This is a genomic window from Escherichia sp. WS1450 (genome assembly GCF_046487395.1).
GTDB classification, from domain to species: domain Bacteria; phylum Pseudomonadota; class Gammaproteobacteria; order Enterobacterales; family Enterobacteriaceae; genus Escherichia; species Escherichia coli.
Window position 1 is genome coordinate 240,996 of record NZ_JBJQJO010000002.1, and the last position, 21,584, is coordinate 262,579.

Annotated in this window: 23 protein-coding genes and 2 pseudogenes; 11 read left to right on the plus strand and 14 right to left on the minus strand. The window is 41.4% G+C overall.

Features of this window, described 5'->3' with window-relative positions:
• Positions 1–54: 54 nt before the first annotated feature.
• The gene (galR, locus tag ACJHYR_RS03405; protein ID WP_059327665.1) at positions 55–1,086 is read left to right on the plus strand and encodes an HTH-type transcriptional regulator GalR; all 1,032 of its coding nucleotides are present in this window, start codon (positions 55–57) and stop codon (positions 1,084–1,086) included.
• 6 nt (positions 1,087–1,092) lie between these two features.
• Here galR and lysA read toward each other — a convergent pair whose 3' ends face one another.
• On the minus strand, positions 1,093–2,355 hold the full coding sequence (lysA, locus tag ACJHYR_RS03410; RefSeq protein ID WP_001120720.1) for a diaminopimelate decarboxylase: 1,263 nt from the start codon (positions 2,353–2,355) through the stop codon (positions 1,093–1,095).
• Positions 2,356–2,476: 121 nt separating this feature from the next.
• Here lysA and lysR point away from each other — a divergent pair, with 121 nt between their 5' ends.
• Positions 2,477–3,412, plus strand: coding sequence for a DNA-binding transcriptional regulator LysR (gene lysR, locus ACJHYR_RS03415; RefSeq protein WP_000741815.1), 936 nt, complete (start codon positions 2,477–2,479; stop codon positions 3,410–3,412).
• On the opposite strand, the gene ygeA is transcribed toward lysR, so the two are convergent.
• From ygeA to ACJHYR_RS03440, 5 genes are all read right to left on the minus strand, one after another.
• Positions 3,399–4,091: an amino acid racemase gene (gene ygeA, locus ACJHYR_RS03420; RefSeq protein WP_000848654.1), complete on the minus strand. Its 693-nt coding sequence runs from the start codon at positions 4,089–4,091 to the stop codon at positions 3,399–3,401. The two genes, lysR and ygeA, sit on opposite strands and share 14 nt — an antisense overlap.
• A gap of 128 nt (positions 4,092–4,219) precedes the next feature.
• Positions 4,220–5,638, minus strand: coding sequence for an arabinose-proton symporter AraE (gene araE / locus ACJHYR_RS03425; protein ID WP_059327664.1), 1,419 nt, complete (start codon positions 5,636–5,638; stop codon positions 4,220–4,222).
• A 314-nt stretch (positions 5,639–5,952) separates the two neighbouring features.
• Entirely contained in the window at positions 5,953–6,714 is a 762-nt protein-coding gene (kduD, locus tag ACJHYR_RS03430) for a 2-dehydro-3-deoxy-D-gluconate 5-dehydrogenase KduD (protein WP_000603518.1), read from the minus strand.
• 29 nt (positions 6,715–6,743) lie between these two features.
• Complete coding sequence (kduI, locus tag ACJHYR_RS03435; protein WP_000383253.1) at positions 6,744–7,580, minus strand: 5-dehydro-4-deoxy-D-glucuronate isomerase; 837 nt, start codon at positions 7,578–7,580, stop codon at positions 6,744–6,746.
• Positions 7,581–7,866: 286 nt separating this feature from the next.
• Entirely contained in the window at positions 7,867–9,048 is a 1,182-nt protein-coding gene (locus ACJHYR_RS03440; RefSeq protein WP_000656042.1) for an acetyl-CoA C-acetyltransferase, read from the minus strand.
• Between the two features lie 254 nt (positions 9,049–9,302).
• Between ACJHYR_RS03440 and ACJHYR_RS03445 the strand changes: the two genes are divergently transcribed.
• The 4 genes from ACJHYR_RS03445 (at position 9,303) to yqeJ (ending at position 13,242) form a co-directional block, all read left to right on the plus strand.
• A complete protein-coding gene (locus ACJHYR_RS03445) occupies positions 9,303–10,532 on the plus strand; it encodes an amino acid permease (RefSeq protein ID WP_000065942.1) in 1,230 nt (409 codons plus the stop codon).
• A 459-nt stretch (positions 10,533–10,991) separates the two neighbouring features.
• A complete protein-coding gene (locus ACJHYR_RS03450) occupies positions 10,992–11,624 on the plus strand; it encodes a helix-turn-helix transcriptional regulator (RefSeq protein WP_001305805.1) in 633 nt (210 codons plus the stop codon).
• A gap of 333 nt (positions 11,625–11,957) precedes the next feature.
• Positions 11,958–12,767 (plus strand): transcriptional regulator, encoded by an 810-nt coding sequence (locus ACJHYR_RS03455; protein WP_001305806.1) that lies wholly within the window; start codon positions 11,958–11,960, stop codon positions 12,765–12,767.
• Positions 12,760–13,242: a protein YqeJ gene (gene yqeJ / locus ACJHYR_RS03460; protein ID WP_000568330.1), complete on the plus strand. Its 483-nt coding sequence runs from the start codon at positions 12,760–12,762 to the stop codon at positions 13,240–13,242. Before ACJHYR_RS03455 ends, yqeJ begins: the two co-directional genes overlap by 8 nt.
• Before the next feature lie 32 nt (positions 13,243–13,274).
• Here the strand turns inward: yqeJ and ACJHYR_RS03465 are convergent, their stop codons facing one another.
• Together ACJHYR_RS03465 and yqeK are read right to left on the minus strand one after the other, a co-directional pair.
• The gene (locus ACJHYR_RS03465) at positions 13,275–13,355 is read right to left on the minus strand and encodes a hypothetical protein (RefSeq protein ID WP_072132081.1); all 81 of its coding nucleotides are present in this window, start codon (positions 13,353–13,355) and stop codon (positions 13,275–13,277) included.
• Positions 13,356–13,390: 35 nt separating this feature from the next.
• Complete coding sequence (gene yqeK, locus ACJHYR_RS03470; protein ID WP_000350603.1) at positions 13,391–13,816, minus strand: protein YqeK; 426 nt, start codon at positions 13,814–13,816, stop codon at positions 13,391–13,393.
• A gap of 429 nt (positions 13,817–14,245) precedes the next feature.
• Here yqeK and ACJHYR_RS03475 point away from each other — a divergent pair, with 429 nt between their 5' ends.
• The 5 genes and pseudogenes from ACJHYR_RS03475 (at position 14,246) to ACJHYR_RS03495 (ending at position 18,137) form a co-directional block, all read left to right on the plus strand.
• Entirely contained in the window at positions 14,246–14,737 is a 492-nt protein-coding gene (locus tag ACJHYR_RS03475; protein ID WP_000804519.1) for a hypothetical protein, read from the plus strand.
• Positions 14,738–14,962: 225 nt separating this feature from the next.
• Positions 14,963–15,454 (plus strand): tetratricopeptide repeat protein, encoded by a 492-nt coding sequence (locus ACJHYR_RS03480; protein WP_001090785.1) that lies wholly within the window; start codon positions 14,963–14,965, stop codon positions 15,452–15,454.
• Positions 15,455–15,788: 334 nt separating this feature from the next.
• Positions 15,789–17,165 carry a HilA family transcriptional regulator YgeH gene (gene ygeH / locus ACJHYR_RS03485; protein WP_000362668.1) on the plus strand — a complete coding sequence of 459 codons (1,377 nt, stop codon included), beginning with the start codon at positions 15,789–15,791 and terminating at the stop codon, positions 17,163–17,165.
• 167 nt (positions 17,166–17,332) lie between these two features.
• Positions 17,333–17,551 (plus strand): hypothetical protein, encoded by a 219-nt coding sequence (locus ACJHYR_RS03490; protein ID WP_000184108.1) that lies wholly within the window; start codon positions 17,333–17,335, stop codon positions 17,549–17,551.
• A gap of 83 nt (positions 17,552–17,634) precedes the next feature.
• A pseudogene (locus ACJHYR_RS03495) lies at positions 17,635–18,137 on the plus strand (lytic transglycosylase domain-containing protein).
• Between the two features lie 18 nt (positions 18,138–18,155).
• Here ACJHYR_RS03495 and ACJHYR_RS03500 read toward each other — a convergent pair.
• The 6 genes and pseudogenes from ACJHYR_RS03500 to ACJHYR_RS03525 form a co-directional block, all read right to left on the minus strand.
• Positions 18,156–18,788: a LuxR C-terminal-related transcriptional regulator gene (locus ACJHYR_RS03500; RefSeq protein ID WP_000516283.1), complete on the minus strand. Its 633-nt coding sequence runs from the start codon at positions 18,786–18,788 to the stop codon at positions 18,156–18,158.
• Between the two features lie 222 nt (positions 18,789–19,010).
• Positions 19,011–19,717 (minus strand): annotated as a pseudogene (locus tag ACJHYR_RS03505) (hypothetical protein).
• Positions 19,659–20,240, minus strand: coding sequence for a type III secretion apparatus protein OrgA/MxiK (locus ACJHYR_RS03510; protein ID WP_410233064.1), 582 nt, complete (start codon positions 20,238–20,240; stop codon positions 19,659–19,661). Before ACJHYR_RS03510 ends, ACJHYR_RS03505 begins: the two are co-directional and overlap by 59 nt.
• Positions 20,241–20,255: 15 nt before the next feature.
• Entirely contained in the window at positions 20,256–20,990 is a 735-nt protein-coding gene (locus ACJHYR_RS03515) for an EscJ/YscJ/HrcJ family type III secretion inner membrane ring protein (RefSeq protein ID WP_000875229.1), read from the minus strand.
• Complete coding sequence (sctI, locus tag ACJHYR_RS03520) at positions 20,987–21,319, minus strand: type III secretion system inner rod subunit SctI (RefSeq protein WP_000116709.1); 333 nt, start codon at positions 21,317–21,319, stop codon at positions 20,987–20,989. Before sctI ends, ACJHYR_RS03515 begins: the two co-directional genes overlap by 4 nt.
• A 19-nt stretch (positions 21,320–21,338) precedes the next feature.
• The gene (locus ACJHYR_RS03525) at positions 21,339–21,578 is read right to left on the minus strand and encodes a type III secretion system needle complex protein (protein WP_000796272.1); all 240 of its coding nucleotides are present in this window, start codon (positions 21,576–21,578) and stop codon (positions 21,339–21,341) included.
• Between the last annotated feature and the right edge of the window lie 6 nt (positions 21,579–21,584).

A 21,584-nucleotide genomic window follows, 5' to 3' on the forward strand; every position in this document is an offset into this window, starting at 1 on the left:
GGCGTTTTCCGTAACACTGAAAGAATGTAAGCGTTTACCCACTAAGGTATTTTCATGGCGACCATAAAGGATGTAGCCCGACTGGCAGGCGTTTCAGTCGCCACCGTTTCCCGCGTCATTAATAATTCACCCAAAGCCAGCGAAGCTTCCCGGCTGGCTGTGCATAGTGCAATGGAGTCTCTTAGCTATCACCCGAACGCCAACGCCCGTGCGCTGGCGCAGCAGACCACTGAAACTGTCGGTCTGGTCGTTGGTGATGTTTCCGATCCGTTTTTCGGTGCAATGGTGAAAGCGGTCGAACAGGTGGCTTATCACACTGGTAATTTTTTATTGATTGGCAACGGTTACCACAACGAACAAAAAGAGCGTCAGGCCATTGAGCAACTGATCCGCCATCGCTGTGCTGCGCTGGTTGTCCATGCCAAAATGATCCCGGATGCCGATTTAGCCTCATTAATGAAACAAATGCCCGGTATGGTGCTGATCAACCGTATCCTGCCTAGCTTTGAAAACCGTTGTATTGCTCTGGACGATCGTTACGGTGCCTGGCTGGCTACGCGTCATTTAATTCAGCAAGGTCATACCCGCATTGGTTATCTGTGCTCTAACCACTCTATTTCTGACGCCGAAGATCGTCTGCAAGGGTATTACGATGCCCTTGCTGAAAGTGGTATTGCGGCCAATGACCGGCTGGTGACATTTGGCGAACCAGACGAAAGCGGCGGTGAACAGGCAATGACCGAGCTTTTGGGACGAGGCAGAAATTTCACTGCGGTAGCCTGTTATAACGATTCAATGGCGGCGGGCGCGATGGGCGTGCTCAATGATAATGGTATTGATGTACCGGGTGAGATTTCGTTAATTGGCTTTGATGATGTGCTGGTGTCACGCTATGTGCGTCCGCGCCTGACCACCGTGCGTTACCCAATCGTGACGATGGCGACGCAGGCTGCCGAACTGGCTTTGGCGCTGGCGGATAATCGCCCTCTCCCGGAAATCACTAATGTCTTTAGTCCGACGCTGGTACGTCGCCATTCAGTGTCAACTCCGTCGCTGGAGGCAAGTCATCATGCAACCAGCGACTAACCACAGTTAAAGCAATTCCAGCGCCAGTAATTCTTCGATGGTCTGGCGACGGCGAATCAACCGAGCCTGACCATTATCAAACAGAACTTCTGGTAACAGCGGACGACTGTTGTAGTTGGATGACATTGATGCGCCATATGCCCCCGTATCATGCAATACCAGATAATCACCCGCCTTCACTTCCGGCAAGGCGCGGGTTTCGACATTTCCCCCTTCCTGCTGGGTAAAGACATCGCCCGATTCACATAACGGTCCGGCGACGACGGTTTCCACCGTTGGTGCGTGTTCCAGAGAACGACCATCAGCTGCCAGGGCACTGATATGGTGGTAACTACCGTACATTGCCGGGCGCATCAGATCGTTGAACCCGGCATCAACCAGCACAAAGTGGCGGCTACCCATTTGTTTGACGCTCCGCACTTGAGTAATTAATACGCCAGCCTGCGCTACCAGAAAGCGACCCGGTTCAATTTCCAGTTTCACAGGATGGCCCAAATGGCGGGCGATTTGCTCACGCGCGGCATTCCACAGACCATAATAATGTTCGGTATCAACCGCCTCTTCACCCTGTTGATAAGGAATAGAAAGCCCACCGCCCGCAGAAATAGCCTGTAAATCCTGACCGAATTCGAGGACCTGACGCACCATAGCACCACACACTTGCTCCAGATGGGCATAATCAACGCCAGAACCAATGTGCATGTGAATGCCGACCAGCTGCAGATGATGACGTTGTATCACGTCCAGTGCGGCGGGCAGATCGGTATACCAGATACCGTGCTTGCTGTTTTCGCCACCAGTATTGGTTTTTTGGCTATGCCCGTGACCAAACCCCGGATTAACACGCAGCCATACCCGATGCCCTGGCGAAACCTGACCCAGTTGGTCGAGCATATCAACAGAACCCGCATTCACCGGAATTTGCAATTCACTGACGCGTTCAAGCGTCGCCTGATCGATAACATCTGCCGTAAAAACAATATCATCGGGGTGCGTTTGCGGATTGTAACCCGCCGCCAACGCACGCTCTATTTCGCCTAACGAGACGGAATCCACTTTCACGCCCTGCTCACGCATTAAGCGCAAAATATGAATATTGGAACAGGCTTTCTGTGCGAAGCGCACCACATCAAACTGTTTCAGCGCTGCAATCTGCCGACGAATAATTTGCGCATCGTAGACCCACACCGGGCAGCCAAATTCTGCGGGCAAACGCAGCAGATTTTCGGCGGTGAGATCGGTATCAGTGCTGAACAGTGAATGTGGCATAACAAACTCCAGATAAGTGCTTTTTTATGATTACGCCACATCATAAAAAGAATAAAAAATATCGATTTATGTTGAGTCTATGCAAAAATGATATGGATTACCGGATTGCGAGAGAGCGCTAATGGCCGCCGTTAACTTACGTCATATTGAAATTTTTCATGCGGTAATGACCGCCGGAAGCCTGACTGAGGCGGCACACCTGCTACACACCTCACAGCCAACTGTCAGCCGCGAACTGGCGCGCTTTGAGAAGGTGATCGGGCTGAAATTGTTTGAGCGCGTACGTGGACGATTGCATCCTACCGTGCAAGGACTGCGTCTGTTTGAAGAAGTGCAACGATCCTGGTACGGACTGGATCGCATTGTCAGCGCCGCAGAAAGTCTGCGCGAGTTTCGCCAGGGAGAACTGTCTATTGCCTGCCTGCCGGTCTTTTCGCAATCTTTTTTACCGCAGCTCCTGCAACCCTTTCTGGCACGTTATCCCGATGTCAGCTTAAATATCGTGCCCCAGGAATCACCGCTACTTGAAGAGTGGCTCTCGGCCCAGCGTCATGATTTAGGACTCACTGAGACACTCCATATGCCTGCGGGAACAGAACGTACCGAATTACTCTCTTTAGATGAAGTGTGTGTGTTACCTCCGGGTCATCCGCTGGCGGCAAAAGAGATATTAACGCCAGAAGATTTTCACAGTGAGAACTACATCAGCCTTTCCCGTACTGACAGCTATCGCCAGTTGCTGGATCAATTGTTTACTGAGAATCAGGTTAAACGACGCATGATCGTAGAAACCCACAGCGCCGCGTCAGTCTGCGCAATGGTACGGGCGGGGGTAGGTGTTTCGGTGGTTAACCCGCTCACCGCACTGGATTATGCGGCAAGCGGTTTAGTGGTGCGGCGGTTCAGTATTGCGGTTCCGTTCACCGTCAGCCTGATCCGCCCCCTGCACCGCCCGTCATCAGCGCTGGTGCAGGCGTTTAGTGAGCATTTACAAGCGGGATTACCGAAACTGGTCACTTCTCTTGACGCTATTTTGTCGTCAGCTACGACAGCATAAAAGCGACAGCATCCTCGGCATGGATCGCCGCGGTATCAAACACAGGCAGAACACTGCGCTCTTCTGGCACCAGTAAACCAATTTCTGTGCAGCCAAAAATAACGCCCTGTGCGCCCTGTTCTGCAAGGCGAGCAATCACTTGCGCATAATAAGCGCGTGACGCTTCGGTAAATTGCCCCAGACACAGTTCTTCAAAAATAATCTGATTAATTTTCGCCCGTTCATCCGCTTCAGGAATAAGACAGTTGATGGAAAATTGTTCCGTCAGCCGCCCGCGATAAAAATCCTGTTCCATGGTGTAACGTGTCCCCAGCAGCGCCACACGAGTCATTCCTGCCCCGGTAATTGCACGTCCAGTGGCATCCGCAATGTGTAAGAAAGGCAGAGAGCAACGAGACTCAATGGCATCCGCCACTTTGTGCATCGTATTGGTACATAACACAATACCTTCTGCGCCCGCCCGCTGTAAGCCAAGCGCCGCCTCAGCCAGAATATCCCCGGTTTTGTCCCACTCACCGCGACGCTGGCACTCTTCTATTTCATGAAAATCGACGCTATGTAGCAGCACTTGCGCAGAGTGAAGCCCACCAAGCCGCTGTTTAATGCCTTCATTTATCAGACGATAGTAAGGAATAGTGGATTCCCAACTCATTCCTCCCAGCAAACCAATTGTTTTCATTCCTCTCTCCTGATGTGTGTTACCGCAACAAGGCTGAATAAGGAACGAGACAAACGCCTCAACGGCCAGGTGCCCAATCTCTATTAACGAAAAAAGGACCGGATGTACAGCACATCCGGCCCGTGAAATCAGACGCCGATATTTCTCAACTTCTCGCCTGCCATCAGTTTGCGTTCGATATGTTCCAGCGTGACATTTTTGGTTTCCGGAATGAGCCAGAAAGTGATGCCCACAAACGCAATGTTCAGCGCAGTGTAGAACCAGAACGTACCGGCAGCGCCAATGCTATCAAGCAGTGTCAGGAAGGTCGCGCCGATAATCATATTCGACACCCAGTTTGTCGTCGTTGAGCAGGTGACGCCAAAATCGCGGCATTTCAGCGGCTGAATTTCAGAGCACAAGATCCACACCACTGGCGCGGCGCTCATCGCATAACCGGCAATACACATCATCGTCATGCCAACAGAGAGCCAGGACAAGCCACTGGAAGCCGTACCGTTATCAAACTGCATCAGGCAGTAACCCAGCACCAGAGTGCCTAACGCCATCACGCTGAAACCAATTTTCAGAGCCGGCTTACGCCCTGCTTTATCTACCGTAAAGACCGCAATGAAAGTGGCGAACATAAAGGTCAGCCCCACGACCAGAGTCGCAATCATCTGTTGTTCTGTGGTCGTAAAGCCCGCCATTTTGAAGATACGTGGCGCGTAGTACATGATGATGTTCATACCGGTAAACTGCTGCATCGCCTGCAACAACATACCGAGAAATACAGCACGACGGACGTTACGGTTGATCTTAAACAATGCCCAACCGCCCTGTTTTAACTTCAGGCTTTCACGAATTTCGTTGAGTTCTTCTCGCGCTTTTTCCGACGTATCGCGCAGCATACGCAATACTTCTTCCGCCTCAATATGACGCCCCTTTTCCGCCAGCCAGCGCGGGCTATTTGGCAGGAAGACCACCAGAATAATCAGCAGAACTGCTGGTAAAGCAAGAACCCCCAACATTGCGCGCCAGTTACCGCTATAACTGAACGCTGTATCGGATAAAAACGCCAGCACGATGCCGAGAGTGACCATCAACTGGTACATGCTGATCATCTTACCGCGAACGTTTTCACTTGCCATTTCAGAAAGATATAGAGGAGCGGTGTAAGACGCGATCCCGACAGCAATGCCCAACACCACACGAGCGGCGATTAACATCTCTACGCTGGTCGCAAAAGCGGACCCTATCGAACCGAGTACAAACAGGATGGCCCCCGCCATCAGGCTGTATTTACGCCCCAGGCGGAACGACAGCCAACCATTAAACAGCGCACCAATTGCTGCGCCGAGCATCATGCTACTGACCACCCATTCCTGCAAACGACTGGTCAGCACAAAGTGATCGGTAATGAACGGCAACGCTCCGGCGATTACGCCGATATCAAGACCAAATAACAATCCTGCGACCGCAGCAGCTACCGAAACAAACATATTCATACGCCGCGTATCCCGCAAAGAACGTGGCGTTAAAGCAGATTCCGTATTGATAGTAACCATTTTTTCCTGCCAGCAGAGAGTAAGACATAGTGAAAAAATACGTGAACAATTCACACAGGTGTCAGGTCGGAAATAGCATAAATATGGATTAAATTGCTGCGACATGTCGTTATGTGATGGATATTCCAATTTTCAAATTAAGTTGAATTATTGAGATTATTATTAACCACCTAATTTTAAAGCAGATAAAATTCATAAAGTTCATTAATTGATAATTGATATGGATTATTTCATAACCATGATATGGATTATGATGATCTACAGGTAAAAAAAACCCTGCCATGCGGCAGGGTCATAAAAGTAAGAAGAATGGATTAACGAGCCAGCCAACCGCCATCCACGGCAATGGTATAACCATTCACATAATCTGAAGCACTGGAGGCAAGAAACACTACCGGCCCCATCAGGTCACTCGGCAGTCCCCAACGGCCAGCTGGAATACGGTCGAGAATTTCCGCGCTACGTTGTTCATCTGCCCGTAGTTGTTGAGTATTGTTGGTCGCCATGTAACCCGGAGCTATCGCATTAACATTAATGTTGTGTTTAGCCCATTCATTCGCCATCAATCGCGTCACGCCCATCACGCCGCTTTTTGATGCGGTATAAGAAGGCACACGGATCCCGCCCTGGAAGGAGAGCATTGACGCGATATTGATAATCTTGCCGCCATTGCCTTGCGCGATAAAGTGTTTCGCCGCTGCCTGAGACATGAAGAATACGCTCTTGATATTCAGGTTCATGACATCGTCCCAGTCTTTTTCGCTGAACTCGAGAGCATCTTCGCGGCGAATCAATCCGGCGTTATTCACCAGGATATCAATATGACCAAACTCAGCTACCGCGCGATCCAGCAGTGCTGGAATGCCATCAATCTTTCGCAGATCGGCGGTCAGGCTTAAAAAACGACGCCCCAGCGCCGTGACCTGCTTGATGGTTTCAGTCGGTTCAACGATGTTAATGCCAACAATGTCACAGCCCGCTTGCGCCAGCCCCAACGCCATCCCCTGACCCAGTCCAGTATCACAACCAGTGACGACCGCAACTTTACCTTCGAGAGAAAATGCACTTAAAATCATAACAATACCTTATTCGTTTATGCCCACAACTAGCGCAAATCTTTAACGGCCACATGGTCCATATCATCAAAGACCTGGTTTTCACCGACCATGCCCCAGATAAAGGTATAAGCTTTGGTTCCGACACCGGAATGGATCGACCAGCTCGGGGAGATCACCGCCTGCTCGTTATGCATCACAATATGACGCGTTTCTTGCGGCTGCCCCATCATGTGGAAAACGCAGGCGTCATCATCCATATTGAAATAGAAATAAACTTCCATCCGGCGCTCGTGGGTGTGACACGGCATGGTGTTCCACAAGTTACCCGGAGCCAGCTCCGTCAGCCCCATACTCAATTGGCAGGTTTCCAGTACATCCGGGACAAAATATTTGTTAATCGTGCGACGGTTACTGGTGAGGTTATCGCCTAACGTGACTGGAGATACTTCGTCCGGTGTGACTTTTTTGGTGGGATACGTCGTATGCGCAGGTGCGCAATTGTAATAAAACTTCGCCGGAGTAGCGGTATCAATACTGGAAAAGACAACTTCTTTTGCGCCTTTACCAACATACAGGGCTTCGCGGTGACCGATTTCATAGCATTGACCATCGACGGTAATCGTACCGGCACCGCCAATATTGATAACACCTAACTCGCGACGTTCCAGGAAATAGCTTACGCCGAGTTGTTTACCAACTTCCCCGCCAACGGAAACCGTTTTAGTTACCGGCATAATGCCGCCAACAATAATACGGTCAATGTGGCTGTAAACCATGGTGTACTCATCGGCGACAAATACCTTTTCAACCAAAAATTCATTGCGCAGCCCCTGGGTATCCAGCGTTTTTGCATGCGCACTGTGGATGCTCTGTCTTACGTCCACATCAACCTCCGATAATCAGTGAAGCGTGAAAATAGAAAACGATAGTGAAACGCTGTTTCGTTTTCTCTATAAGGGGATGATATGCCCACGGGATAGGGTTTTCAATTAAAAATAAAACAATGTTTCATTTTTAAGTTAAGGACTGAAAAAAGTGCAGTGTCGATCACGAATATGTCATGAAAATGGAAAAATCAGGGAGCCCTGAAAATGTATGTCGACTCGCCAGCCACCATTATTCAACAGATTGATGACGGCTGATATTTATCGGTAAGGAGGAAATGCAGAGCTATTCGTCACGTTCAATGGTCAATGCCACGCCCTGGCCCCCGCCGATACAAAGCGTAGCCAGTCCTTTGCGGGCATTACGTTTCACCATTTCATGAACCAGAGAAACGAGGATTCGGCAACCGGAAGCGCCTATTGGGTGACCGAGTGCGATCGCGCCACCATTGACATTGACCCGACGCTCATCCCATTCAAGCATCTTGCCAACCGAAAGCGCCTGTGCAGCAAACGCTTCATTAGCCTCGATAAGATCGACATCAGCCAACTGCCAGCCAACACGCTCCAGGCAACGGCGGGTCGCATACACCGGCGCAATTCCCATCAATGCCGGATCTACACCAACGCTGGCAAATGCGCGGATGCGGGCCAGCACGGGTAAATTCAACGCTCGTGCTTTGGCTTCGCTCATCATCATTACTGCAGCTGCGCCATCGTTTATGGATGATGCATTACCCGCTGTCACAGAGCCGAGACTATCAAATGAAGGATTTAAACGGGCTAAGCCTTCTGCACTGGCGTCAGTGCGTGGCTGTTCATCGGTATCTACAACCAACGTCTGACCGTTACTTTGGGTCATTACCGGGACGATCTCATCTTTAAATCGTCCGGCGTCAATCGCCGCTCGCGCTTTTTGTTGCGAGCTAAGTGCGTAAGCATCCTGCAACTGACGGCTGATGCCATATTCGCGAGCCAGATTTTCGGCGGTGACACCAATATGATAATCATTGAAGGCATCCCACAACCCATCGTGCACAAGACTATCAACCAACTGGCTATTGCCAAGCTGTGCACCGGTGCGGCTATCAGTCAGAACATGTGGTGCGCGACTCATGTTTTCCTGACCACCGGCGATGACAATATCAGCCTCGCCACACTGTATCGCCTGAGTAGCCAGATGCAGTGCTTTAAGCCCGGAACCGCAAACGTCATTAATCGTGATTGCAGAAACGCTGTTAGGAAGACCACCTTTAATAGCCGATTGCCTTGCCGGATTCTGCCCTGCCCCTGCAGTCAACACCTGACCAAGAATCACTTCATCCACCGCATATTCAGAAACACCGGTACGTTCTATTAATGCTTTCACGACCAGGCTGCCAAGTTCCACGGCGGAATGACCCGCTAACGCACCACGAAAGCAGCCGATAGGTGTCCGTAACGCCCCGACAATCACAACGTCTTTCATCACAACCTCGCACCAATTAACAGTGCAATAGTAAATGATTGTTAATTACAGTTATCTTAATTGTTTAAAAAAAGTGATTTTTATCACAAAGGGAATACGCCTGACCAGCAGTCAGAGACATAACTGGCACGTAAGGTTTGCAACCACTAACCCACCAATAGAGAGGTAGAAAGGGCGTTAATCTCCCATACTTAACCTGGTTTATGGTAAATTGCCCTCCAATTTGTTTAATTTGTAGATGATACGTTCAGATAATGTCTAATATTTGGTCAAAAGAAGAAACTCTGTGGAGTTTCGCGCTCTACGGCACAGCCGTTGGTGCAGGCACGCTCTTCCTTCCTATTCAGTTAGGTTCGGCAGGGGCTGTGGTCCTGTTTATTACTGCTCTGGTCGCCTGGCCTTTAACATATTGGCCACATAAAGCCTTATGCCAGTTCATCCTCTCATCAAAAACATCAGCAGGTGAAGGGATAACGGGCGCGGTAACACACTACTATGGCAAGAAGATTGGTAATCTGATTACCACGCTGTACTTCATCGCCTTTTTTGTCGTCGTGTTGATATATGCCGTGGCAATTACCAACTCACTTACGGAACAGCTGGCAAAGCATATGGTTATTGATCTTCGCATCCGTATGTTGGTGAGTCTGGGTGTTGTATTAATCCTGAATCTCATTTTTCTGATGGGACGCCATGCCACTATTCGGGTAATGGGATTTTTGGTATTCCCATTGATTGCCTATTTCTTATTTCTTTCTATTTACCTGGTCGGTAGTTGGCAACCTGATCTATTAACTACCCAGATAGAGTTCAATCAGAATACCCTTCACCAGATATGGATATCGATTCCCGTGATGGTTTTCGCCTTTAGCCATACGCCCATTATTTCTACGTTTGCCATAGACAGACGTGAAAAATATGGCGAACATGCTATGGATAAATGCAAAAAAATTATGAAAGTCGCTTATCTCATCATCTGCATAAGTGTACTGTTCTTTGTCTTTAGCTGCCTGCTTTCTATTCCACCTTCGTATATTGAAGCGGCTAAAGAAGAAGGGGTTACCATTTTATCGGCGCTTTCTATGCTGCCGAACGCCCCAGCATGGTTGTCAATTTCCGGGATTATTGTCGCAGTAGTTGCGATGTCGAAATCATTCCTGGGTACGTACTTTGGCGTTATTGAAGGTGCCACAGAGGTCGTCAAAACAACACTACAGCAGGTTGGTGTAAAGAAAAGTCGTGCATTTAACCGCGCACTATCAATTATGTTGGTATCGCTGATTACCTTCATTGTTTGTTGCATTAACCCGAACGCGATTTCGATGATTTACGCGATCAGCGGCCCGCTCATTGCCATGATACTTTTCATCATGCCTACGCTGTCAACGTATCTCATCCCGGCGCTTAAACCCTGGCGTTCCATCGGAAATCTGATTACGCTGATCGTGGGTATCTTGTGCGTATCGGTAATGTTCTTTAGCTAATATCCATTGTGAATGGTTCAAAATTGCTACAATTTTGAACCATTCCAGTTTTCATAATGTTCATTTGTTATAATTCCGCTCTATCACTTCTCTCGTCATATCCTAGTATTATCAGTTAGTTAAACACACAAAGAGATCTGAACATCTTAAATAAGACTATTTAAGATGCATAACTTAGATTCGCAAGATATCTTCTGGTCATTCAAAAACAATTTGCGATATAGATATTCTCATACCATGAGATAGTTATCTGAACCACCATCAACCAGGTAAGATTAAATCAGTGAAACATAATCATATTTAATAACGAGAAATGCATTTTTAAATGCTTTACTCAGAATTATAGCAAATTCAGATTAATCGCAATTTTTCCCAGCAAATTTACAAAATCATGGTGTATTGACATCATCAATAACCAATGAAATTATGCAATTATATACGGATAGGGAGGTTCTTAACATGGGGCTTTGTAGTCGTTATAAAAGTCTTACATGCAATAGTTGCTCAATGCATTGCCAAATAATGCCAGAAGAGTCACCGCGTTTGCAGTATTGCGCAAACTCGTGTTTTTGTATGTGGCCCGAAGAAAGTTCATATTTTAATCGTGGTGTGGTGGAAGGTATTTTAACAAAAAACCACAATGCGAGATTAAGCGGATATATTTTTGTCGATTTTTCAGTAAGTTTTTTACGTCTATTCCTTGAAAAAGACTGGATTGACTATCTTGCAAGTACTGACATGGGGATTGTTTTAGTCAGCGACCGAAATATGCAATCGTTAGCTAACTACTGGCGAAAACACAACTCTGCAATATCTGCTGTCATATATAATGATGATGGTCTTGATGTTGCCAACGAAAAGATCAGACAACTATTTATTGGTCGTTATTTATCATTTACCAGAGGGAACACATTAACTCAGATGGAATTCACCATAATGGGGTATATGGTTTCTGGTTATAATCCATATCAGATTGCTGAAGTTCTGGATATGGATATCCGTAGCATCTACGCGTACAAGCAACGAATCGAAAAGAGAATGGGTGGTAAAATAAACGAGTTATTTATTCGTTCACATTCGGTCCAACATTGATACTCAATAATCTGCCAGAATCATACTCTGCTTATACGGGCATCTATTGAAATGCCCGTATTTTACAAATAAGCAGTAACCCCAAGAGTAAACAACATGGTATTTAAAACCATCACACGAAAAATTCAGAAGCATTACGAAATATGAATTTACAAACAATAGTGGCATAAATGTTAATCATGTTAATTTACGTAAAGTTTTAGGTTGCGACATTAAAGCCTCATTTCAATCATTATGATAAATATAAAATTAATATATATTTATGCCGTAAATACCAATATACTTAGCAAACTATGTGATTTCCATTTCGATTGATTTAGTGTCTATTGACGTATGTACTGGATTATTAACGATAATATCGAGTTCTGGCCTGAGCACCGAAAATTAATATCGGTACATAACGCCGATCTTAACGTCGTTCTGACAACGCCAGCCAGTCGTTGTTTATCACTTCTACTTGAAGCTTTTCCTGATGTGGTTGCACAACAAGATTTTTTCACCAGAGTCTGGGAAGAAGAAGGTATGCGTGTGCCAACTAACACGTTATATCAGAACATATCCATTATCAGACGCGGATTTCGCGCTGTTGGTGATACCACCCACTCGCTTATTGCAACCGTGCCGAGAAGAGGATTCAAGATTCATAATGACATTAACATACAAAATCATGCAATAAACTCTTCAACAGACGCACATACACACAATGCCCCACCTGCCGTAAAAGGTAATGCGGGGTACAAAGAGAGCATTAGTGGCGCAAACAATTTCAATAACAAAATCCTCAAACATATAAAAAGTTATCTAATTATGTTGAGCATATTTGCTATAGGCGTATATTCTGCACATTGGCTATGGAATAATAATCAACCGAAGCCATTCTTCAAGGATTACAAGACTGTTGCGGAAATTAATGGCTGCCATTTTAATGTGACAGAAGATACAATTGATGGGTTGAAAGAGTTCGATAAATATAAGACACGGATACTGGATTCGGGGATTAACTGTAAAAAATATCCGTGGTTATACTTCCCTCTTGCAAAATCCTCACCAGGGATGATTGTTATGGCATGCAATAAAAACTATAACCAACATGAAGTGGCAGGCTGTTTAACCCTGTCTTACCGTGAGGTTAATCGTGATTGATTATAAAAAAAACTTATTATTTATTTTAGTTTTTATCAGTGGGTTTATTCTCTTCATTGTTTACTCTTATACTGCAGAAAAAATGATATATAATGAAACATGCACTGCAAATTGGGTAATTTTTAATGACAAGGGGCGAGCAAATCTTACCATCGACTTTATGTATAACAAAAAAAATAAAACAGGAACTGTTGCGTTGAGCGGAACCTGGCAACAGGGTAACAGAGAAAGTAAGTCAATACGGCGAAATATTGAATACACATGGATTGAAAACTATGACACAGCCCATTTAACATCAAAGAAAGTTAATAAATTTGAGATCATGGATCAAGTCGATGATGATAGACTTGCAGAACTTATTCCTGATTTTTATGTCTTTCCAGAAAAAAGTGTAAGCTATAATATACTAAAGCAAGGTAAGCATGCTTTTATTTTGAGTATTGGTAACAGAGCAATAATGCATTGTGCAAGGTAAACTTAAATAGATAACAAAAAGATGGAACCTCGTTAATCATAAAACAATAAAATTAAATATGCTTGTAGTATATGCCAGTATAAAGCATCAAAGTTTTGATCAACATCTTTCATTTTAGATATCACCTTGCAATGTAAAATATCATGTATCAACAACATCTGGTGCAAATCCATGAGTCGAACTCAACATTCATCTTAGCTCTATTATTATTCCTTCGTACAGTCGATGTAAACAATACAGAAAGAGGATTATTAAGAACCAGTTTACTTAGAGAATCAATAGAGGAAAGGACTAACGTTTCTTTAAAAGAATTGATTTCATCATCTGTTAAACTAAACTCATCATTGACAGATCGTGAGATATAACTGTTTTTAACTTTACTCTTTACGTTGACTTTACTGACAGAATTAACATTCACATATCTTGAATTTAGTGCCCATGATGTTGTTTGCGTGAGAACCTTCTCAGCATTAAGGAATTTTTTTAACGGAATCCTTGGTTTCTTTTTCGAGTCCGAATTTACAATATCATGCATATAGACCATTTCATGAATCTGCGAAAACTCAATGTCCATTATATACCTCACATTTTTACCGTGACTCGATGTTACTGTTCAATAATCACCTTCCATCAATACTAAATTTAATACCCCTAATGTGCCGATAACAAATATAGTCATTCTACGTAACGTCTCCATAAGGTGATAACCTTGATCAAATGAATTTCGAAAATAATAAAGGAAATCTTTTGAGATGTTTGTCACGAATAAAGCTATTTATGTTACCAATATCATTTCGAGTGTGCACACTATCTATCTGTTTTTTCAGGACATAAAAAACAACATGTAAGTTATGTAAATTGCCGATGCTACTAGGTAACATTATGGTAAAAAAAGTAAAAATGAGCGATTTTTGATAGAATAAAGCATGAGAAAAGGTGATATTTGACATTATCAGAAGCTGCGAATTCGGATTTTGCTCTAATCAAATGAGAGAAATGTAAAATGAAGCCACGAAATATTAATAATAGCCTACCACTGCAACCATTAGTTCCTGATCAGGAGAACAAAAATAAGAAAAATGAAGAGAAATACGTGAATCCAGTTAAAATTACGATGAGGTCTGGTTTAAATTATATTGAACAAGAATCTCTTGGAGGAAAATATCTAACACATGATTTGTCAATAAAGATAGCGGATATTTCTGAAGAAATAATTCAGCAAGCAATATTATCGGCTATGAGCATATATAAATTTCCGATAACAGATGATTTAATGAGTATGGCTACAAATGAACTCATAAAACTGGCCAAAATAGAGAATAATTTAGACCTGAATAAATTCTCTACTATATGCACCGACGTTCTATCCCCCCTCGTCACCAGACATAATAAAGAAAAAAAACCAGACGATTTACTACCCTTCGCAAAAATCCCCTTTTTAATTTTCATCGAAAAAATGGAAATTGATAATATGAATCAAGGTCATGCATATTAAGGCATTTATGAAATGTCGTAAATAAGATGACTAATAAGGTGAATATTAGCAAAACAACTAATTACATTATTGGTTTATAGTGGTCAGTATTTTTACTAATAATGAACCAATATACCCATAAGCAATACAAGCTTAAAACTCATAATTCAAAAAAGATAAATGCAAAAAAATAATGAGTCAATTAATAATAATTTAGCATCACGAAACACATCACAGAGGAATATTATGAACACAGATACACTTGAAATATTCAATAACAGTGATGAATGGGCAAGTCAACTAAAACACGCATTATCACAAGGAGAAAATCTGGCATTACTACATGGATTGACTCCTGATATCCTTGATAGAATATATGCATATGCATTCGACTACCATGAAAAAGGTAATATAACGGACGCAGAAATTTATTATAAATTTCTGTGCATTTATGCGTTCGAAAATCATGAATATCTAAAAGGTTTTGCATCAGTATGCCAGTCAAAAAAGAAATATCAACAAGCATATGACCTTTACAAACTAAGTTACAATTACTCCCCGTATGATGACTATTCAGTTATTTATCGTATGGGTCAATGTCAAATTGGGGCTAAAAATATCGATAACGCAATGCAATGTTTCTATCATATTATTAACAATTGTGAGGATGAAAGTGTTAAGAGCAAAGCGCAGGCATATATTGAACTCTTAACCGATAATTCAGAAGATAATGGCTAAGCATTACAATCATTTGGTTAAAATTGCTGGTTATAGTGCAGTTAACCACTATGACCATCTTCTCTTATGTTTTCTTAAATCAACATCTTAAAACAGTTAAGAACACACTATAAATTATTATTTTTCAACGCGTTAGAGAACAATCTATTTTATCAAAATTGAATAAGGCTATTTCAGATTACATCACTGAATTCCTAAGATAAATTAGTGAACACAACCATAGATATGTCGAATGTAAACTCCTATAGCATTAATGACACATAAATATGAATAGCCACAATTTCTATTGCTTATGCAGGATGCAAGAAACCAATTTTTTCATAGAGGTTAACTAATGGACTTAGAAAATAAATTCTCATATCATTTTCTTGAGGGATTAACGCTCACGGAAGATGGAATTCTTACTCAAGGAAATGAGCAGATTTATATTCCACCGAAAGAGTTAGGAGTATTGATCGTATTACTTGAATCCGCTGGTCATGTTGTCCTGAAAGATATGATCATCGAATCAGTATGGAAAAATATTATTGTAAGTGACGAGTCCCTGACAAGATGTATCTATTCTTTGCGCTGCATTTTTGAAAAAATTGGCTATGATCGTTGCATAGAAACAATCTACCGGAAAGGTTATCGTTTCAGTGGACAGGTTTTCAAAACTAAAAGAAATGAAGATAACACTTCAGACTATTCCATAGCTATATTTCCTTTCACCACTTCAGTGAATACCCTGGATCCATTAATACTTAATCAGGAATTAGTACAAAACATTTCGAATAAAAAAATCGATGGCCTTTATACCTATCCGATGGCTGCGACAAATTTTTGTAATGATCACATATCGCAAAATTCATTCTTGAGAAGATTCAAGCCAGATTATTTCGTTACAGGAAGAATAAACCAGAATAACGCGGTGAAAACTTTATACATTGAACTGATCGACGCTAAAAATCTTTTCCTCATCGCCAGTAATCATCTTCCTGTTGATGAACTAAATAACACATCACAATTTATTATAGATAATATCCTTCAAACGGTACATAATCCAGAGCGATCTGTAAGATTAGCTAAATCAGATCAAGGTTACAAGAATCATTATTTATCAGATGAACTGTTGGCTGGTAAGAAAGAACTTTACGAGTTTACACCTGAAAGCATTTACAGGGCTATGACTATATTTGATGGATTACAAAATAAAAGTGATATACAGACGCTAAAAACAGAATGTTATTGTCTGCTAGCGGAATGCCATATGTCTTTGGCACTTCATGGAAAATATGAACTTGAACTTGCTGCTCAAAAAGCATTAGAGCTTTTACATTATGTATCAGACATAACCAATGTCGATGGAAAAATTTTAGCTATTATGGGACTGATAACTGGTCTGTCTGGACAAGCAAAAGTATCTCATATCTTATTTGAACAGGCTAAGATACACACAACTGATATAGCCTCTCTCTACTACTATAGAGCACTTGTCAATTTTCATAATGAAAGAATTGAAGAGGCAAGGATTTGTATAGACAAATCACTACAACTCGAACCCAGAAGACGAAAAGCAGTTGTGATAAAAGAGTGTGTAGATATGTATGTGCCTAACCCGCTCAAAAGCAACATGAAACTCTACTATAAAGAAACTTCGAGTGAAAGCCATCGAGTTATAATTGACAACATTTTGAAACTAAAGCAACTGACAAGAATTTGTATGCGATAAATCTTTATTGTCGCAATTTTATTGTTTAGATGTATGCAACTGGTTATTTAAACAACAGAGATGAAAATATCTAAGATATTTACCTTATTGCAATATATATCAAATACTCTAGATTAAAAAGTATTGTGTATAGGCTATTGGCCTGGACAAATAAAAAAGGGAACTTTATGACTAATCCAATCAATATGAATAATTTTTCTCAAAGTTTAAATATAACAACCGCAACGGGTGATGAAGTCGTTTCATTAGATAAACACATCACCACCAGTGCTACTGATACAGATCAAATACAAGCATTTATAGTTTCAACATGGATGGCATCTTTTCAAAATGATATGTATTCGAAAGATAATCCTATCTCTCCTTACTATGAACTGGAATGGTAGACAATTGACCACTTAAATGATTAACGAGATACTGATTATATTAGTATCTCGTTCCTTTCCTTCAATCCTACACATAAAAATATATGCGCTTACCCAAAGTTAAAATCTTATCCATCTTCATCTTTTCTATATTAATTACAAAAATGTCTTTCGCCAGTAGCGCTTGCTTTAATGAAGCAGGATCAATTTTCAGAATCGAACCAAATTTGATCAAAGCTATCGCACTTGTTGAAAGTAATTTAAAAAATGATAGCATCGGCAAGAACAGGGATAAGAAAAACAATATAAAGAGTTTTGATTATGGTTTAATGCAGATAAACCAGATGCACATTCCCATGTTAAAAAAACGTGGAATAATAAAAGATGAACGAGATTTGTTAGATAACCCCTGTCTGAACATTAAAATAGGGACCGAGATTTTATATAATCATTTTTCACGTTGTGGGGTAACGTGGCAATGTCTGGGGACTTATAACGCGGGTTTTGCAATGGAAAACCAAAAAAAGAGGCTGCAATATGCAAAAAAATATATGTTGTATATACCAGACTTAATGAAATAGACAAGCGTAAGGCTTTAGCAAAATGAGCCTAAAGCCTCTTTTTTTTATATAGTGCAAACACCCATACGTAAAGCTGTTTTGATCAACTCGATACCACTGTGAACATCTAATTTCTTCATGATATTGAGTCTATGAGTTTCGACTGTTTTCCTGCTTAACTGCAAGAAATTAGCGATTTCTTTGTTTGTTTTTCCATCAGCTATGAGTTGTAGTATTTCAGACTCACGATTTGTAAGTTGATTATCAGAGGAATATCTTGAAGATATTTTTTCACAATCCATATGTACACTATCAAAATAAGTGTAACCATTACTAATCGAATCAATAGCGCGATTTAGTTTCGCCGGGTGACTGGTTTTCCATACGCATCCTTTCGCACCGGCTTCAAGCAATTTTATTGAATCAATATACGGCATTTTTGCTACAAATGTAATAATATGAGCATCTATTTTATGCGATTTAACCCATTTTATGAGTTCGGACCCCATCATTCCACCTGCAAATTCTCCTAAAATAAATATTTGGGCTGCAGATTTGTTACACTCCGCTATAGCTTTCTTCAGATCTTTATAGCCCCCAACAACCTCATATAAATCGGGATAATGTCCGAGAAATCCAATTATCCCATCAATCATAAACGGCTGCTGATCTGAAACTACAATTTTAATCTTTCCCATATATTCATCCTGAGTGTAAATGCTATAACGCATTCATTTATAATCATCCCTTCCATTATTATTATAAGCAAAATCCAAAGAATACATTGATGAAATAATAATGAAATATAATTAAAAATAAAATTTTTGCGTAAACAGAATAACACCAGTGTTGAAAAATCATTAGGCGTTTAAAATATTAGAATTAGATTATATTCAAGTCATTAAACCGGAGACAGTGATCTATAAGTCCTCTGGGTTCGTCAAATTAGAATTATTCATAGCCAAAGAATCTGTTTCACACATTCTTCCAACTAAATAATGTCTGGCATGTTCACAGATTTCATTAACCTTGTCAGGGGAAAAACAGTGATTGCTAATTAAATATTGCTCACAATTATCCACAAATTCCTGCGGACTAAATTCAGCAATAAATTGATCTGTAAAAAAATAAAACGTTTGTCATCATGATATGAAATATGGACATTCCATATTGACTTGTCGACAAAATATGACTCTACTTCAATAGACTTATCTTTGAAACTGGTAGGTATATAGAGATTTAAAGGGCCTGATATTGACGGTAATTTTGGTACCCAACTTTCAAAAATTTTGATAAAAACTTCAACTTCCTCTGAAGATTTTAACAATATGCTCTTCAGATCGTTTATCATGTTTATTCTGTTTTTTTCTAATTCTGAGCTTAGCAAACTTATCAAGGGTATAAAATTATCCATCACATCAATAATGCCTTTCGCATAGCCATCATAATAACCTTGAATAACTTTTTCTTCTCTCTTTTCCTCAATACTCTGAATTTTTGCGGTAGTTTCAAGAAGGATCTGTTCTTTTAGAGAAACTATTTCTTTCAATCCATCAGAAATTATTCTTTTAATCACAACACCATTTGCAGGAGATTTTATCAAGCTCATCTCTATTTTTTTTCGCATATAATGTAATTCTCTCCAAAAGAGTAGACGCAAGTGGTAACGGCAATTGTATATGGTCAACAAAATCAGGAAATAATAAATTAAATCGTTGCTGCATTGCCAACGGTTGTTGCCTTACATAGGGTAACAACGTTGAAAAACCACATGTGATGATATTCTGATAGTTAGCGATGCCAGGTTTATATCGTGCCTTTTCATTTATTTCCACCGGTATAGCTGATAAATAATTCCTTAGCACATCAGGAACCTTGTAAAAAAATCCGCGTTCTGCAAACCTTTCTCGATAAAAGTGACAACCACTGAGTAAACAGATCAATGGAAATAATTTCCAATTGTTTATGTAGTAAATAAGTGAAGTATTCAGACTAAAATGCTCAACTGAAAGATTGTACTGTAGGAGTATCATTTCATTGGTAATAGATCTAAGTACCGGATTGCTAATACGCGTATTATTCAAACTTACTCGTTGAGGATGAATATAACTAATTGGATCATATATAATCTTTCTAAGGGCAAGATTCATAACGTTCTCATATGTCTACTTATTTTTTAACCTGATTAAATTAGTTAGAATAGCCCTGTACTTCCATAACAGCCAGCAAGTCGCAATGGACATTAATGCAAGTAAGATAGAAACCGGCATAGTCTTATCATAAGCAAAAACAGGTTCGCTAATTTCATATGTTGGTGCTTGTTCAATAATATCTCTTCGTTTTGACAATACGACTGAAATATTCTCATATTGTACGCTTGCAAAGCTATTAACAATAAATCTCTTAATGTCATTTATTTTTATTTCTGGATTGATATCTTTTTCATATACCGCAAGTACAGAAATATGAATTGGTAAAGCAGTTTTGCCACTATCACCTGTATCAACATCGTAACTAACATGTACTCTTGAAGAAACAATACCATCCATAATTTTGAGAGATTGCTCTAAACGCTGTTCAATAGCAGAATACAATCTTGCTTTTTCCGCTCGTGGAGAGGAAACGAGCGCATCTGCAGGGAACATCTGCGATATTTGAATATCAGGCTTACCCGGGAGATTGTAGATTTTTAGCCAATCCACCGCAGAAGCAAAATCCGTTGGTTCTACATAGATTGAAAATCCAGTTTTGCCTTGATCCTTCTTCTCAGCATTAATATTATGTCTTTGTAAAACAGCAAGGACATCATTAGCTTGCTGTTGATCAAGATGGTTCAATAATTCCTGCTGCTTGCAACCGCACAGCAGCAGGATAAACAAGAATAATGATATATATTTCATGAGCGAGTCAACGTCTCAACTGCAGCGACAATTTTTCTTGCTAATGTTCCCACCAATGAAACCTCGACATTATAATTAAGCACATGATCCTGCAAGACTAATAATTTTTCAGGAGTTAACCCCTTTTTATCAGACCTTAATGCTTGTAACGCATTTTGCTGCCAATTTTCAGTTTGTACCGCATAGTTAGCAAAAGCGGAGATCATTTTATCATCTGGGTTATCAAGATTGAGAACCCGGTCATTTAAATCAATAACTTTCGCTTGCTGTATTTTATGAGCAGCTGATTGCTCAGCTCTATCAATAGGTGGCATATTGCTTACTGACATAATAAAATCCTTATCCAGTTTAGCGGAAGTTTTGTATGATTGCCGAATCAAGATCTTTATACGCTTTTACAACGTTAGATTGCGCATTTCGATATAATGTATACTCAGCTAATGCACTCTGATATTCGGCAAGGAATTTCGGGTCGGAAGGATTGGTTGCTAAATCCTCCAACGCCTTTTCAACTTGTTGGTTCAGATCATCAACGCCCTGATCAAATTGTTTGCTGATATCCATAATATAACCATTCCAATCTGCCATAAGTCC